11 protein-coding genes are annotated in these 14,357 nt (G+C 63.6%); 5 read left to right on the forward strand and 6 right to left on the reverse strand.

Features of this window, described 5'->3' with window-relative positions; genetic code table 11:
• Positions 1-242 precede the first annotated feature (242 nt).
• A complete protein-coding gene (gene rdgC, locus ACYQ1H_RS14305) occupies positions 243-1,160 on the forward strand; it encodes a recombination-associated protein RdgC (RefSeq protein WP_460028722.1) in 918 nt (305 codons plus the stop codon).
• 15 nt (positions 1,161-1,175) lie between these two features.
• The gene (locus tag ACYQ1H_RS14310) at positions 1,176-2,894 is read left to right on the forward strand and encodes a L,D-transpeptidase family protein (protein WP_460028723.1); all 1,719 of its coding nucleotides are present in this window, start codon (positions 1,176-1,178) and stop codon (positions 2,892-2,894) included.
• A 12-nt stretch (positions 2,895-2,906) separates the two neighbouring features.
• Here the strand turns inward: ACYQ1H_RS14310 and ACYQ1H_RS14315 are convergent, their stop codons facing one another.
• Both ACYQ1H_RS14315 and mutY read right to left on the reverse strand, forming a co-directional pair.
• Entirely contained in the window at positions 2,907-3,179 is a 273-nt protein-coding gene (locus ACYQ1H_RS14315; protein ID WP_460028724.1) for an oxidative damage protection protein, read from the reverse strand.
• A 52-nt stretch (positions 3,180-3,231) separates the two neighbouring features.
• The gene (gene mutY, locus ACYQ1H_RS14320; RefSeq protein WP_460028725.1) at positions 3,232-4,272 is read right to left on the reverse strand and encodes an A/G-specific adenine glycosylase; all 1,041 of its coding nucleotides are present in this window, start codon (positions 4,270-4,272) and stop codon (positions 3,232-3,234) included.
• A 230-nt stretch (positions 4,273-4,502) separates the two neighbouring features.
• Between mutY and chrA the strand changes: the two genes are divergently transcribed.
• On the forward strand, positions 4,503-5,714 hold the full coding sequence (chrA, locus tag ACYQ1H_RS14325) for a chromate efflux transporter (RefSeq protein WP_460028726.1): 1,212 nt from the start codon (positions 4,503-4,505) through the stop codon (positions 5,712-5,714).
• 62 nt (positions 5,715-5,776) lie between these two features.
• On the opposite strand, the gene ACYQ1H_RS14330 is transcribed toward chrA, so the two are convergent.
• The 4 genes from ACYQ1H_RS14330 to ACYQ1H_RS14345 form a co-directional block, all read right to left on the reverse strand.
• Positions 5,777-7,633, reverse strand: coding sequence for a hypothetical protein (locus tag ACYQ1H_RS14330; protein WP_460028727.1), 1,857 nt, complete (start codon positions 7,631-7,633; stop codon positions 5,777-5,779).
• Position 7,634: 1 nt separating this feature from the next.
• Complete coding sequence (locus ACYQ1H_RS14335) at positions 7,635-8,054, reverse strand: putative lipoprotein (RefSeq protein WP_460028728.1); 420 nt, start codon at positions 8,052-8,054, stop codon at positions 7,635-7,637.
• A gap of 76 nt (positions 8,055-8,130) precedes the next feature.
• Positions 8,131-8,613, reverse strand: coding sequence for a DUF934 domain-containing protein (locus ACYQ1H_RS14340; protein ID WP_460028729.1), 483 nt, complete (start codon positions 8,611-8,613; stop codon positions 8,131-8,133).
• Positions 8,600-10,252: a nitrite/sulfite reductase gene (locus ACYQ1H_RS14345; RefSeq protein ID WP_460028730.1), complete on the reverse strand. Its 1,653-nt coding sequence runs from the start codon at positions 10,250-10,252 to the stop codon at positions 8,600-8,602. Before ACYQ1H_RS14345 ends, ACYQ1H_RS14340 begins: the two co-directional genes overlap by 14 nt.
• A 345-nt stretch (positions 10,253-10,597) precedes the next feature.
• Between ACYQ1H_RS14345 and nhaD the strand changes: the two genes are divergently transcribed.
• Both nhaD and ACYQ1H_RS14355 read left to right on the forward strand, forming a co-directional pair.
• Positions 10,598-11,923, forward strand: a complete 1,326-nt coding sequence (nhaD, locus tag ACYQ1H_RS14350) for a sodium:proton antiporter NhaD (RefSeq protein ID WP_460028732.1) — start codon at positions 10,598-10,600, stop codon at positions 11,921-11,923.
• A 565-nt stretch (positions 11,924-12,488) separates the two neighbouring features.
• Positions 12,489-14,072 (forward strand): multicopper oxidase family protein, encoded by a 1,584-nt coding sequence (locus ACYQ1H_RS14355; RefSeq protein WP_460028731.1) that lies wholly within the window; start codon positions 12,489-12,491, stop codon positions 14,070-14,072.
• Positions 14,073-14,357 lie beyond the last annotated feature (285 nt).

Consider the following 14,357-nt stretch of genomic DNA (forward strand, 5'->3'; position numbering starts at 1 on the left):
GGCCTACCCACGGCCGCCGTTTGACCACGGGCCCACGCCATCGCCCCGTGATCCCGTGGCGTTGATGACGCTCCTCGGGGCACTCCGCTTCCCGCGCAGGGCCCTGCCGGAATCGGGCGAAGCTGGCGCAGTCGATTATTGACCGTTCGAGACATAACGTGCCGCCATCCGGTCTCTTGGGTGACAAATGAAGGCGGGCTGGCGATAATCGCACGCTTTTCTTCAAGGTCGGTACAAACCGGATGTGGTTCAAGAATCTGACTCTGCTCCGTCTCGGCGAACCCTTTCAGATGGAGGGCGCCGAGCTGGAAAAACGGCTGGAAGAGAAGCGATTTCGTCATTGCGGCAGCCTGGAGCCGCAGAGCGAAGGCTGGTTTCCGCCGCTGGGCAAGGAAAACCTGCCACTGCTGCATCAGACCGGTGGCTTCATCATGCTTTCCCTGCAACGCGAGGAGAAAATCCTGCCGGCTGCGGTCGTAAACGAACTGGTTGCCGAGCGTGTGGCGGAGATCGAGGAGCAACAGCTGCGCCAGGTGCGTCGCAAGGAGCGTGAGTCCATCCGCGACGAGATCTTGCACGAGATCCTCCCGCGTGCCTTCAGCCAGACCCGGCGCACCTATGGTTATATCGATCCGCGCGCTGGCTGGCTGGTCGTCGACAGTGCCAGCGCCCGCAAGGCGGAGGATTTTGTTGCCGCCTTGCGGCAGACGCTGGACGGTTTCCCGGTAGCGCCGATCGCGACGCGGGAGCGTCCGGCTGCCATCATGACCCAATGGCTGGTTGGCGGCGGCGTTCCGGATGGGGTGAACCTGGAGAACGAATGCGAGCTGAAGGCACCGGAGGAGGATGGTGGCATCGTCCGCTGCCGTCGGCATGAACTGGATGCTCCCGAGATCCTCAACCACATTCATGCCGGGAAGGAGGTCCAGAAGCTGGCGATCAGCTGGAACGACCGCCTGAGCCTGATGCTGGACGAGTCCTTGACGGTCCGGCGGTTGCGTTTTCTGGACGCCATCCAGGAAGCTGCAGCCGAGGTTGAAACCAGCGACCGGGCAGCCCGCTTCGATACCGATTTTGCGCTCATGAGCCTCGAAATCGACGCCTTCCTGCCGGTCCTGCTGGGCTGGTTTGGCGGCGAGGCTCCCGTGGCCAAGCCCTAGTCCGAGGTGATTTCCATGTCCGACCACCCGATCACACCCTCTCCAACGCGACCTGTCCGTCCCCTGTTGCGCGCGGTGGCGCTTGCCTGGCTGCTGGGCGCCGACCTGCTCGCGCAGGCGGAGGTTTTTCGAGCGCCCGACAGCGGCGACGACATCATCGGAGAAATCCGCCATGCCCGCGCGCATCAGGAAGATACCCTGATCGATATTGCCCGTCGCTACAGCATCGGCCAGGATGAAATGGTCATGGCCAATCCGAGCGTGGATCGCTGGCTGCCGAAGGCCGGTACCGACGTCGTGATCCCCAAGGAGTACATCCTGCCGGATGCGCCGCGGGCCGGTATCGTCGTCAACATCCCGGAAATGCGGCTTTACTACTTCCCGGTCCGGGCGTCAGCACCACGGAAGGTACCGGTGGCGGCAAAAGCCCCGGTGGTCAACACTTGCAAGAAACCCGCCGACAAGCCGGCGAATCCCGAAAAAGCCGGTGCCAAGACGACCGCTGCCAAGCCGGGAGCCAAAGCCGCCACCAAGTCAACCGCCGCAGCCAACGGCAAAACCGCCAACCAATCGACTGTCGCAGCCAAGGCCAAACCGGCTGCCAGGCCGGCCTCCGCGGCCAATCCCAAGGCTGCCGCCAAGCCCTGCGTCGCCAGCGCCGCACCCAGGCCGCCCACACCGGCACCCGCGCCGGACGCTACCGCTTTCGAGTCTTCCGGAGCAGGGGAGGTCATCACCTATCCGGTCAGCATGGGCCGGATGGACTGGCGCACACCGATCGGCAAGACCACGGTCGTCCACAAGCAGAAGGATCCCTCCTGGACGCCACCGGCCTCGATCAAGCGCGAGCATGCCGCCAAGGGTGATCCCCTGCCCGATGTGGTGCCCCCGGGGCCCGACAATCCCCTCGGCCAGTTCGCCATGCGCCTGTCGGTGCCGGGCTACCTGATCCATGGTACCGACGCGGCCAAGGCCGACGGCATCGGCATGCGCGTGACGCACGGCTGCATGCGACTGTACAACGAGGACATTGCCAAACTGTTCCCGCTGGTGCCGGTCGGTGCCCCGGTCTATCTGGTCAACCAGCCGGTCAAGCTGGGCTGGCGGGGTGGGTTGCTGTACATGGAAGTCAGCCAGCCACTGGACGAGGACGTCGGTATCCGTGGCCATGATCCGGACGAGGATGTCAGCAAGGAGCAGCTGCAGCGCGAGGATGAACTGCGGGCACGTTTCCTGTTGCGCATCGCCAGGACGGAAATCCAGAAGATGCAGGACAGGACCGGCGCCTCCGTCGATATGGACAAGGTACGCCGGGCGGTGGAAAAGCCCACCGGCATTCCGCTCGTGATTGGCGGCAACGGGGGCGATTGGCGCCAGGCGGCCGCAAGCGATGAGGGTCTCGCGCCGGTCCGCCAGGAAGCAGACCCGAACCGGAGCGCGCTGGATGCCCGGTTGCCGGCCCCCGGGTCCGTGCCGCCGCGCCGTCCGGCTGGCGAGGTCGATCCGTATGCCGGCGGCAGGGCCGCACCGTTGCGGCCGTCGACCGTCCGGGGCGAATCGGCCGTTGGTGAAGCCCGCGACAGCGAGACGTTCTACTCTCCCGCCGATCCCTATCGCCCCGGGCGCGAGCCGGAACCGCTGGCGGAGACGCGCCCGACCGATGCCCGGACCTCACCCTATGGCAGTCTCGATCCCCTGGACACCCCGGATAACGCCGAGGCCGAGGAAGAGTAGCGGGCCGACCGTTCAGCCGGCCGGCGGGCGATAGCCCTCGGGCATATCGCTCGCGCCGCCGAACAGGAATTTCTCCCGCTCCCGGGCCAGCAACTGCCTGGCTTCCGCCTCGAAGGGCGTCAGCCGGTGCTCGTTGATGAGCATGGTCTGAAGCTTGAGCCACTCCTGCCAGGCCTCGCGGGAAATGTTCTGGTAAATCCTCTCGCCCTCGGGGCCGGGAAAGGGCGGTTTGTCGAGGCCTTCGGCCTGTTTGCCGGTACGCTGGCAGGTAACGATGCGGGTCATGGACAACTCACTGTTGGCTGGGGTTGGTTGACGGATAGCCCGGCGGCCAGGCTCAACCGGCCGCCAGACCGGACAGCAGGGATTTTACCGGAGCCGGAAGGCCCGGGAGTGCCTCCGGTTCAAACCAGCCATGATCGAGCGCCTCGCCGACTCCGGTCATCGGGACGGCGACCAGCCGGGTTGGCGTGTAATCCAGATGGAAGTGCGAGAAGGTATGCCGCCGGGCCGGCTGGACTTCGAGATCGGCGGTTGCGAGTCCTCGCGACCGGCACCACAACTCCAGCGATGCCGGATCATCGAATTCGGGCAGGCTGTAGAGGCCGCCCCAGATGCCGGCTGGCGGACGCTTTTCCAGATAGACGCGCCCCCGTGAGTCCAGCAGCACCAGCAGCCAGCAGTGCCGCACGGGCAGGCTGTTGCGTGGTCTGGGCGACGGGATGACCGCGGTGAGTTCCTCGCGCCTGGCGCGACAGTCCGCCGCGAGCGGGCATGCTTCGCAGCGGGGCCTGCCGCGTGTGCAGACCAGCGCGCCCAGGTCCATCATCGCCTGGTTGTAGTCGGCGGTGCGCTCGCGTGGCGTCAGCCGTTCGCTCAATGCCCACAGTGTGCGCAACATGGCGGGGCTGCCTGGCCAGCCATGCAGGCCGGCATGGCGGCACAGCACGCGCTTGACGTTACCGTCCAGTATCGGCGCCCAGCCACCCAGTCCCAGGCTCAGGATGGCGCCGGCGGTGGAACGGCCCACGCCGGGCAACTGCTGCAGGGCGTCGAGATCCTGCGGGAACTGGCCCTGGTGGTCCGCCCAGAGGCGATTCGCGGCCCGGTGCAGGTTGCGGGCGCGGGCATAGTAGCCGAGGCCGGCCCAATGGGCGATGACCTCGTCCAGCGGCGCCGCGGCCAGCGGCTCAACCCCGGCAAAGCGGTCGACGAACTTCCGGAAATAGGGGATGACCGTCGCGACCTGCGTCTGTTGCAGCATGATTTCCGAAATCCACACACGGTAAGGGCTGCGCGGGACTTGCCAGGGCAGATCCTTGCGGCCGTGCCGGTCGTACCAGTCGAGGACACGGTAGGCAAACGCGGGAGCTTGCATGGGCGCTGGGACAGACTGAGGTGACGGATGCGTATTGGCGACCGGGTTCATCCCCGGGTATGGTCAGGGCGGATCAGGGGCGCGCGCCTCTTTCGGGGCACATTCCGGTCCGGCAGCGAGGCGATGGTATCGTCGTTCACCAACCGCCGGCCCTGCCATATCCCCGCGCAAGTCTGCCCGGCGTCGCGTCCGGCCAGAGCCTGGACCAACGACTTTGCTAGCCGCCCATGATGCCATCGCATACGTCCGATCACAGCCCCTGGCGGATTTTTTTCGCCTTTCTGCGCCTGGGTCTTACCTCTTTCGGAGGACCCGTGGCTCATCTCGGCTATTTTCGGCAGGAATTCGTCATCCGCCGGCAGTGGCTCTCCGAGCGTGGTTATGCCGATCTGGTGGCGCTTTGCCAGTTTCTGCCCGGGCCGGCGAGCAGCCAGGTCGGCATGGCCCTGGGATTTTCCCGGGCGGGCTACGCTGGTGCCCTGGCTGCCTGGGCGGGCTTTACCCTGCCTTCGGCCCTGGCCCTGATACTCCTGGCCCAGGGCGTTGCGCACCATGGCGAACGGATTCCGTCGGGGCTGCTGCATGGACTCAAGGTCGTGGCCGTGGCTGTCGTTGCCCAGGCGGTATGGGGCATGGCCCGCTCGCTGTGCCCGGACCGGCTGCGCATCACTCTCATGGCGGCGGCGGCCTGCCTGGTCCTGTTGCTGCCGTCTGCGGCTGGACAGGCCGCGGTGATCGTGCTGGCCGGTCTGGTCGGGCTGGTCTGTTGCCGGGTGCCGCGGGACGGCACGCACGAGCCATTGCCCATCGCCATAGGCCATCGCGCTGGCCTCTTGTGGTTGTCAGCATTCCTGGCGCTTCTGCTGGGTTTGCCGATACTCGCGGCGCTGTTGCCGTGGCATGCGCTGCAGATAGTGGACGCCTTCTATCGCGCCGGAGCGCTGGTTTTCGGTGGTGGCCATGTCGTGTTGCCGCTCCTGCAAGCGGCGGTGGTGCCGAGCGGCTGGGTCGCCCAGGACGTCTTCCTGGCCGGCTATGGCGCCGTCCAGGCGGTGCCCGGTCCCCTGTTCACGTTTGCCGCCTTTCTGGGGGCTTCGATGCCGGAGCCGTATTCCGGCTGGCTTGGCGGGATGTTGTGCCTGTTGGCGATCTTTGCCCCCTCGTTCCTGCTGGTGGCGGGCGTCCTGCCGTTCTGGGAGGGTTTGCGCCGCAGCCGGCATACCCAGGCCGCGCTGGCCGGCGTCAATGCGGCGGTCGTGGGATTGCTGCTGGCGGCGCTGTATCAGCCGGTCTGGACCGGCGCCATTGGGCAGGCTCCCGACTTCGGCCTGGCGCTTTCGGCGTTTGTCGCGCTGGTGTTCTGGAAATGGTCACCCTGGCTGGTCGTTGTCGCCAGTGCCAGCACAGCCTGGCTGCTCGATGCGGCAGGCCTCATGGGCTGAGGCGGCAGCAGTCCGGATTATTTCCCACCGTTCGCGATCGGGCGACGGGGAAGGGCACGCGCTCAGGGAGCGTCACGGGATACTGCGCGCACTGTCAACTCGTCAAAGCTGCCCTTGCGGATGTTCCAGCCGGCGAGTTCCGGCAGGCTGAAGAGCGCGCCGCGCAGTCCCTCCGCCAGTCGCAAACCCTGGTCGAAGGGGGCGCTGAGTGTGCCGAAGGCGCTGACGCCCAGCGCGTAGCCGAGATTGAGGCTGCCCAGCAGAGGGCGGGCCCAGGGCGGTTGCCGCTCGGTGAAGAAGAGAAATGCCGAGTCACCTGCACGGGACTCATAGACCGACGAACTCAGGGTCATGCTTTCACGGATCGCTGTCAGCCAGTCGTCATGGGCCGCCAGCAGTCGTTCGATTGCACGATGGCGGAAGGCCGGCAGGTGTCGCACGGCCTGGGCTCGATAGCGCTGGCGGGCCAGCTCGAAAAAGCGAAATGGAATGAAGCCTTGCTCCGCCCCGGGCTCGATATATGCGCCCAGCGCGGCGCGAATGGCGGGCGTGTCCGGAAAGCTGCTGTGGATGGCCCGCGCCAGTTCGGTCACACAGTTGCGGGTCAGCAGCTGGTAACCATAATGCGCGCGGAGACGAGCCAGAAAGGCAGCGGCCTGTTCCTCCGCCTGACGCGGCCAGTGGTCCAGCTCGGCGTGGCCGACAGTCGGCAGAGGCGGGCGGATGTAGCCCAACCCTTCCGGCGGGCCGGCGTCGCGGCTTACCCGCAGGGCCCGCCCGGTTGCCAGCCCCTGTTCGATTTCATGCAGCTCGGAGCCCGCCAGCTCCAGCCGTTGATAGGCTATCTCGTCGGGTTCCGCCGAGGATAGCGCCGCCGCGCGCTGCTGCCGCAAGCGCTCGTGGAGCCGCTCGGCCAGCATAATCAGGGCCGCCCGGTCCTCAGCCGAGAGCTCGCGCAGTTCGGAGGCCGGTCGGGACGGCAGGATATCGAGCACCAGCAGGTGTCCGCTGTCCAGCGTGGCGCCGACGGCCTCCAGACGGGCCAGGGCCAGCAGCAGAGCCGGTCCGCCGGCAGGGGATTCCCGCGCCAGCTCAGCAAGGATGGTTGCCTGCAACTGTTCGCGGTAACGCGCCAGCACCACCCGTTCGGGTGCGGTCAGGCTTGCCTGCCCGGGTGGCAGCAGCCGCGATACGTCGATGAGTCGATCCTCGGCCACCGCCCAGCCCCCCTGCATGGCGTTGACGGCGAACCAGCGCGCGCCGACGTCGGTCAGGCGTTCGGAGAAGGTGAGCGGATAACGCGGATAGCGATCCGGTGCCAGGCTGGCGTCGGATCGGCCGTGAACGGGCTGATAGCGCAGCGATTGCAGCCGGTGCCGGTAGCGCGACTGCAGGTTGGCGAGATAGCGGGGGCCCTCGCGTTCGCACAGCTGTTCCCGCAGCCTGCTCAGGGTCGCGGACTGCGATATCGGGGCAAAGAAGCCGGCGCCGGGCATGAGCAGGGGCTCATCGTCCCGCCAGGACTTCAGCAGCCGGATGTCGCGTTGCAGGTCCTCAAGATGTTCGACCTGTCGGCTCTGCACCAGATACAGCAGATTCAGCCGTTCCCGGATGCGTTCGGCGTCCTCGGTCCGAACACTCAGGCGGACGAGATCAATGCTGCGGTTCTCGAGATCGTTGTAGACGAAGCGGAAGCGTTCCCAGCCGTCCCGGGCGAGGCGGGTGTAGCCACGATCATTCTGGTAGTGGTAGACCGTGTCGCCCAGCCGGAGCGCCGTATGACCGCCACTGGAGCCATCGACGTTGGCATCGATGTAGAGCAGATCGAGCGTATCGGCAACGGCGTCAGGCTCCCCGGCGCAGAGGCTCAGGCCCGCCAGCAGGGCCAGCCACAGCCGGGAACGGGCCTGCCCCCGCAACCTAGTAGCGGTAGCCTTCCTGGATCAGCTTCAGGGCGTCCTTGTTGCCGGCGAGGACATTGGCCAGGAAGGACTGGTTGGCGACCTCTTCCTTGGCGATGCCGGCCTTCTTCAGGCCCTTACCGATCCCGTAATAGGTGGCCTTTTCCTGCGCCCAGTTGCTGATCTTGTACTGGCGGGCGGTCCGGCTCAGGGCATTGGGAAATTCCGCCGAGGTCATCGAGGAGCCGGCAATGGAGTAGGTCAGGTTGGCGACGTCGTCACGGTAGGGAAGCTTGTCCTTGCCCACCCCGCCCTTGGGACTGGAGGATTCGGAACTGGAGGTAACCGAACCGGAGCTGGATTCCAGCGATTCCGAAATCGAGGCGCTGGAGTAGGAGAAGGAGCAGCCGGCCAGACTCATCGCCAGCAGGGCGGCCAACGCACAGGACCCGAACGTTGGCGAAATTTTCAGGGTTATCGGCATCGGCGTGGCAACCATGGGCAGTGAAGGGGGATCAGCGGCGGCGGTAGAGCGGTTCCGCCGTATCGGCGGCAGCCTGATAGGTTACGGTAAATTCGCTGAAAGCCTTGAGCCTGTCGTCAAGGTCGCTTCCCTCCGGGAATTCGAAGGCATCGACCCCCACCCGTTGCAGGAAATACATCTGATCGCGCAGAAAGTCGCCGCGGGCGCGGATTTCGCCGGTGAAATCCAGGCGATCGCGCAGTAGCCGGGCCTGCGAGAAGGCGCGCCCGTCAGTGAAGAGGTGCATGTCCAGCACGATCAGCGGCAGGGTGTCGAGATCCGACGCCAGCGCCTCCGGTGCGTCGGCGGCAGCTAGCCGCACACCCACGGGCTGGCCATGGGTCACCAGCTCGGCTTTGTGCCCCAGCCAGCGTGCCAAGGTGACGGTGAAGGGGCTCCGGCCATCCGGGATGACTTCGTCGTCCAGGTGTACCCAGGGATCGGATACCGGCAGGCCATTCTTAATGACTGACATAGACGCGCTCCTGGAAAGGCTTGATCCCGGTGCGGCGAACGGTGTCGAGGAAGCTCTCGTCGCCTTCGCGCAGGTCGCGATAGGTGAGGAAGATGCGTTCCATCACGCCGGTCACGTCCGCCCTGGCCACCGAGGGGCCGAGCCGCTCGCCCAGCGCGGCATCGTTGCTGGAGGAGCCGCCGAGGGTGATCTGGTACCACTCCTCGCCTTTCTTGTCGACGCCGAGGATGCCGATGTGCCCGACCGTGTGATGGCCGCAGCCGTTCATGCAGCCGGAAATGTTGATGCGGATGTCGCCGAGATCGTAGAGGTAATCCAGGTTATCGAACAGGTTCTGGATACCGTTCGCGACCGGAATCGAGCTGGCATTGGCCAGCGAGCAGAAATCCAGCCCCGGGCAGGTGATCATGTCGGTCACCGTGCCGACGTTGGGCGTTGCCAGGTGCAGCTGTCGCAATTGTTCCCACACGGCGGGCAGGTCGCACTGGCGAACGTCCGCCAGTACCAGGTTCTGGGTATGGGTGACCCGCACCTCGCCGAAGCTGTGGCGGTCGGCCAGGTCTGCCACGGCCTCCATCTGTTGTTCGCTGAGGTCGCCGGGCGGCGTGCCATGCGGCTTCAGGGACAGGAACACGACACGGTAGCCGGGCATTTTGTGCGCCACGGTGTTGTGGCGATACCAGGCGGCGAAGTCGGCACGGGTATGCTTGAGCGTTTCCACATCGATGTCGACCGCCGCAAGATTTTCATAGGGTGGCGGCTGGAAGAAGGCGCTGACCCGGTCGATTTCAGCCTGATCGAGCAGCAGCTCGTTGCGGATATGCTGCCACTCAGCCTCAACCATCTCGGCGAACTTCTCCGCACCGGTCTCCTTGACCAGGATCTTGATCCGTGCCTTGAACTTGTTGTCGCGTCGCCCATGGCGGTTGTAGACGCGCAGGATAGCCTCGAGGTAGGAGAGCAGGTGCCGCTTTTCCAGGAACGGCCGGATGACCACGCCAATCATCGGGGTCCGTCCCAGGCCGCCGCCCACCAGCACCTCGAAACCGGTTTCACCCCGCTCGTTCCTTGCCAGTTGCAGACCGATGTCGTGGACCTGGGTCGCCGCACGATCGCGCTGGGCGCCGCTGACGGCGATCTTGAACTTGCGCGGCAGGTAGGCGAATTCCGGGTGCAGGGTCGACCACTGGCGGATGATCTCGCAATAGGGGCGGGGATCCTCGAGCTCGTCCGCGGCGACGCCGGCCAGATGGTCGCTGGTGGTGTTGCGGATGCAGTTGCCGCTGGTCTGGATGGCGTGCATCTGCACTGTTGCCAGATTGGCCAGGATGTCGGGCACATCTTCCAGCTTTGGCCAGTTGAACTGGATGTTCTGGCGCGTCGTGAAGTGGCCATAGCCCTTGTCATAGGTGCGGGCGATGTGCGCCAGCATGCGCAGCTGGCGCGAGGCCAGCAAACCGTAGGGTATGGCGATGCGCAGCATGGGGGCGTGACGCTGCAGGTAAAGCCCGTTCATGAGTCTGAGCGGACGGAACTGGTCTTCGGTCAGTTCGCCGGCCAGGAAACGGCGGGTCTGTTCCCGGAACTGAGCGGCGCGCTCGTTGACCAGGGTCTGGTCGTATTCGTCGTATTGGTACATGGATCGTTGATGGTCAGGGCTGACAGGCCCTTGGGCAAGTCGTGAAATATACACTGCCCGGCAGTCGGCCAAAAACAGCAGGCACTAATGCAGCAGCATGCCGTAGGTTCGGGTCACGCTCCGCCAGGCCACGCCGCGGCAGGATCGGCGCGACTCTCGGCATTTGGCGGCCGGGCGGTCAGGGGATGGCAAATGCATTGTTTCGCCTTGCGCAGTACAAATCACCTATAATGCCGGGTTAATTTTGGGGCGCGGCAGGGTGATGCCGTTGCGATGCCGTTTTTCTGAAACTTTCATGAGGATGTCGCCTTGATCCGTTTATTGTTGTTGCTGGCAACGCTACTGATGATCCCCGAGTTGGCGTCCGCCGAGGAATCGGCCAACCTGGGCCTGACCGGCACGCAGCGGGGCCTCTATTGCGTCCTGATCTTCATCATTTCCTATGCCTTCGTGATGACGGAGGAATTCACGCATCTGCGCAAGTCCAAGCCGGTCATCCTGGCGGCGGGCATCATCTGGGCCCATGTCGCCTATCTCGCCTCCAGCAATGGCGTCCCTGCCGAGCAGGTGCACAAGGCTTTCGAGCATAACCTCAAGGAATATGCCGAACTGTTCCTGTTCCTGCTGGTGGCGATGACCTACATCAACGCCATGGCCGAGCGTAACGTGTTCGAGGCGCTGCGCTCCTGGCTGGTGAGCCGCAAGTTCGGCTATCGCAAGCTGTTCTGGATCACCGGCGTCATCACTTTCTTCCTGTCCTCCGTGGCTGACAACCTGACCTCTGCCCTGCTGGTTGGCGCCGTGGTCATGGCGGTGGGCGCCAACAGCCCGGCCTTTGTCGCCCTGGGTTTTGTCAACCTGGTCAGCGCGGCCAATGCCGGCGGCGCCTTCAGCCCATTCGGTGACATCACCACGCTGATGGTCTGGCAGGCCGGCAAGGCGGAATTCTTCGACTTCTTCGAGCTGTTCATCCCGTCAGTGGTCAATTTTGTGGTCCCTGCGGTCATGATGCATTTCGCCATTCCGGATGAAACCCCGTCCTTCCCCGAGGAGGCGCAGGTTCAGATGAAGCCTGGCGCACTGGTGATCTGCGGCCTGTTTGCCCTGACCATCGCCACCGCCGTCAGCTTCAAGCAGTTCCTGCACCTGCCGCCCTTCATGGGCATGATGGTGGGGCTCTCGTTCCTGATGCTGTTCGGCTACCGTCTGCAGCTGCTTTACAGCCGCAGCGAGGAGAACAAATTCGACGTTTTCGCCAATGTACGCGATTCCGAGTGGGACACCCTGCTGTTCTTCTTCGGCGTGGTCTTCGCGGTGGGTGGGCTCGGCTACATCGGCTATCTGGAACTCGCTTCCGCAGCCATGTATGACGGCCTGGGCGCCACGACCGCCAACGTTCTGGTCGGCCTCCTGTCGGCCATCGTCGACAACATTCCGGTCATGTTCGCGGTGCTGAACATGAACCCCGACATGGAGCTCTACCAGTGGCTGCTGGTGACCCTCACCGCTGGCGTGGGCGGTACGCTGCTCTCGGTCGGCTCGGCAGCCGGCGTGGCCTTGATGGGCACCTCCCGCGGGATGTACACCTTCTTCAGCCACCTGAAGTGGACGCCTGCCATCGCCGTCGGTTATGCGGCTTCAATCGTGGTGCATTACTGGATCAACCACTAGTCGGTTTTCGCCGGACGCTACCGGACAACGAAAGCCCCGCAGCTCCCCGGCTGCGGGGCTTTTTCGAGCCTGCAGCTTTTTGTCGACGCCCGATTTCTCAAGCAGCCATCCGCTTTTCGAGTTCCTAGGGTGACCGGTAATTCGGCCCGGAATGCCGCCTGACCGGGTTGCCGTAGGTCTTGATGTGATCGAACGCGTCGGCCTTGGCCTTTTCCGGGGGCGATGGCGGCAGCCGTTGACCTGCTCGATCCTGAGCGAGCGGAAGAGGCTTTCCATGCGGCGTTGTCGCCGCCCGGGTCGTATTGGCTGTCTCGAACTCCGGGGGCAGGCATTCTCACCTGTCGACATGGACCGCCGCGTCGGCTTCCAGTCTGCGGCGCCAGGTCGCCATGGTCGGGGCAGGCATCCATGCTGGGTGGTGAATGCGTACACGCCTGGTTGGCCAGTCCACTCGCATCGAACGGTGATTGGACAAGCAGGATGCGCGGCCGAAGCCGGTGAACTCTCCGGTTTGTCTATGTTTTTGATAAATCTTGTTGGCCAGCCCTAAGCAAGGAGAGTCACGATGTCTCTAAACGATCAATGTGCAAGTCGAGTCAGGCTTCCGGCAGTCATCCTTGCCCTCTGGCTCGGTGGTGCTTCTTTGGTGGCCTACTCAGATTCATCAAGGATGGCCTCCGGTCAGCTTCCCGTCCACCTGCATGCGATCAACTCCCGGGTCGCGACGGCTCCTCCCCCAAAGCCGATCCCCGACGATGAGTCCGGCCACATCAGGACTGGCTTGCCATTCAAGAATCCACCCATGATATCCAGCCGGCGGGGAGTCCTGGAGATGCGCCTCAACGCCGGCGCGAAGCCTGTCAGGATCAGTGGAAAAAAGGTCAATGCCCGTGTCTATGCCGCCTCGGCGCATGGCAAGGATTACCCCTATGCGTTCATGCCGCCAACGCTTGTTCTGGATCCGGGCGACAACCTGAGGATCAATCTGGCCAACCGGCTTGGTGAGCCGACCAATCTGCATACACATGGTTTTTTCATTTCGCCCAGCGGTAACCAGGACAATATTTTTGTCGACCTGATTTCAGGGAAGTCAATTCTCTACAACTACTATCTGCCGCAAGGTCTATCGCCCGGCTCATACTGGTATCACCCTCACTATCATCCCCTGGTCGAGGAGCAGGTGTTTGGAGGGCTGTCTGGGTTCATCTATATTCGAGGTATTGAGGCGCTGCTGCCGCCCGATCTTCGCCGAGTGACTCATCAGTTCCTGGGCCTCAAGGACTTCCAAGTCAATCGCTCGAATTCCATTCCTTCAGAAAACATCAACTCGGACAGCCCTACCCATCGAACCATCAATGGCCTTGTGCAGCCGGTGATGACAATGCGGCCAGGTGAAACACAGCTGTGGCACCTCGGCAATTTGAGCGCTGATATCTGGTACGATCTGGAAATGCCGGGATTGACGTTCAGTGTGATCGCCGTCGATGGTAACCCGGTTGACAAGGTTCAGGAAGCCACGACTCTGTTGATGCCACCCGCCAGGCGGTTTGATGTTCTCGTCCAGGCAAGGCACGCGGGAATCTATCAACTGATTACCCGCGAGATGACGACGGGGCCAGATGGAGACACCTATCCTCGGACCTTGATGGCAACCCTGAGTGTCAGGGGTACTCCCGTCGCACCGGTCGCCTTACCAGAACAAATTCAGCCGTTGGACAATCTTGCTGATGCCATCGTCAGTCGTCGGCGGGTCTTTGAGCTTAGTGAGAACACCATCACGGGACAATTCTTTATCAACGAAAAGGAATTTGATCCTAACCACGTAGACGCCACTCCCGTTATCGGCACCGTTGAAGAATGGGTATTCAGGAATCGCTCACAGGAACTGCACCCGATTCATGTCCATGTGAATGATGCGCAAGTCATGAGCGTCAATGGTGTTCCTCAACAGGCCAATTCGTGGCTGGATACGATACCGATACCATATGCCACGCAGAATACCTCTGGCATATTTGTGCCCGGTGAGGTTGTCATGCGGTTAAGGTTCCGCCAATTCATCGGTCCCTATGTCTTCCACTGTCATATACTGGCCCATGAGGACAACGGCATGATGACGGTCATCAATGTGACGAGCCCGGATTCGGAGTAGAGGGCAGGGGCAGACCATCGCTGGAAAGGTGCCAGGGACAGATGCCTTGGCCCTTGCCCAGGATCGACCAATCTCTGGGAAAATGTCTTGTCGCTGAAGAGCCGGCTGTACAGCCGAGAACAGAAAGTCAGCCTGCTCTCAGGCTAGCTTTTTTCCGAATCCCACGCCTGCCGGGGTTTCCGGCAGGCGAAGCTGTGACGGCGGGTCAGCAAGCCTCGGGTTTCGTCCTGCCGTGTCGATTTCCCCCTGTTCCTGGCGGCGGCGCGGACTCTCAATAACGATATT

The sequence above is a fragment of the Methyloparacoccus murrellii genome, assembly GCF_054657115.1.

Excerpts from the sequence above, each read along its gene's own strand:
- mutY (WP_460028725.1), bottom strand. The coding sequence starts at position 4,272 with ATGCAAGCTCCCGCGTTTGCCTACCGTGTCCTCGACTGGTACGACCGG.
- ACYQ1H_RS14310 (WP_460028723.1), top strand. The coding sequence starts at position 1,176 with ATGTCCGACCACCCGATCACACCCTCTCCAACGCGACCTGTCCGTCCC.
- nhaD (WP_460028732.1), top strand. The coding sequence starts at position 10,598 with ATGATCCCCGAGTTGGCGTCCGCCGAGGAATCGGCCAACCTGGGCCTG.
- ACYQ1H_RS14355 (WP_460028731.1), top strand. The coding sequence starts at position 12,489 with ATGTCTCTAAACGATCAATGTGCAAGTCGAGTCAGGCTTCCGGCAGTC.
- rdgC (WP_460028722.1), top strand. The coding sequence starts at position 243 with ATGTGGTTCAAGAATCTGACTCTGCTCCGTCTCGGCGAACCCTTTCAG.
- ACYQ1H_RS14315 (WP_460028724.1), bottom strand. The coding sequence starts at position 3,179 with ATGACCCGCATCGTTACCTGCCAGCGTACCGGCAAACAGGCCGAAGGC.
- ACYQ1H_RS14340 (WP_460028729.1), bottom strand. The coding sequence starts at position 8,613 with ATGTCAGTCATTAAGAATGGCCTGCCGGTATCCGATCCCTGGGTACAC.
- chrA (WP_460028726.1), top strand. The coding sequence starts at position 4,503 with ATGCCATCGCATACGTCCGATCACAGCCCCTGGCGGATTTTTTTCGCC.
- ACYQ1H_RS14345 (WP_460028730.1), bottom strand. The coding sequence starts at position 10,252 with ATGTACCAATACGACGAATACGACCAGACCCTGGTCAACGAGCGCGCC.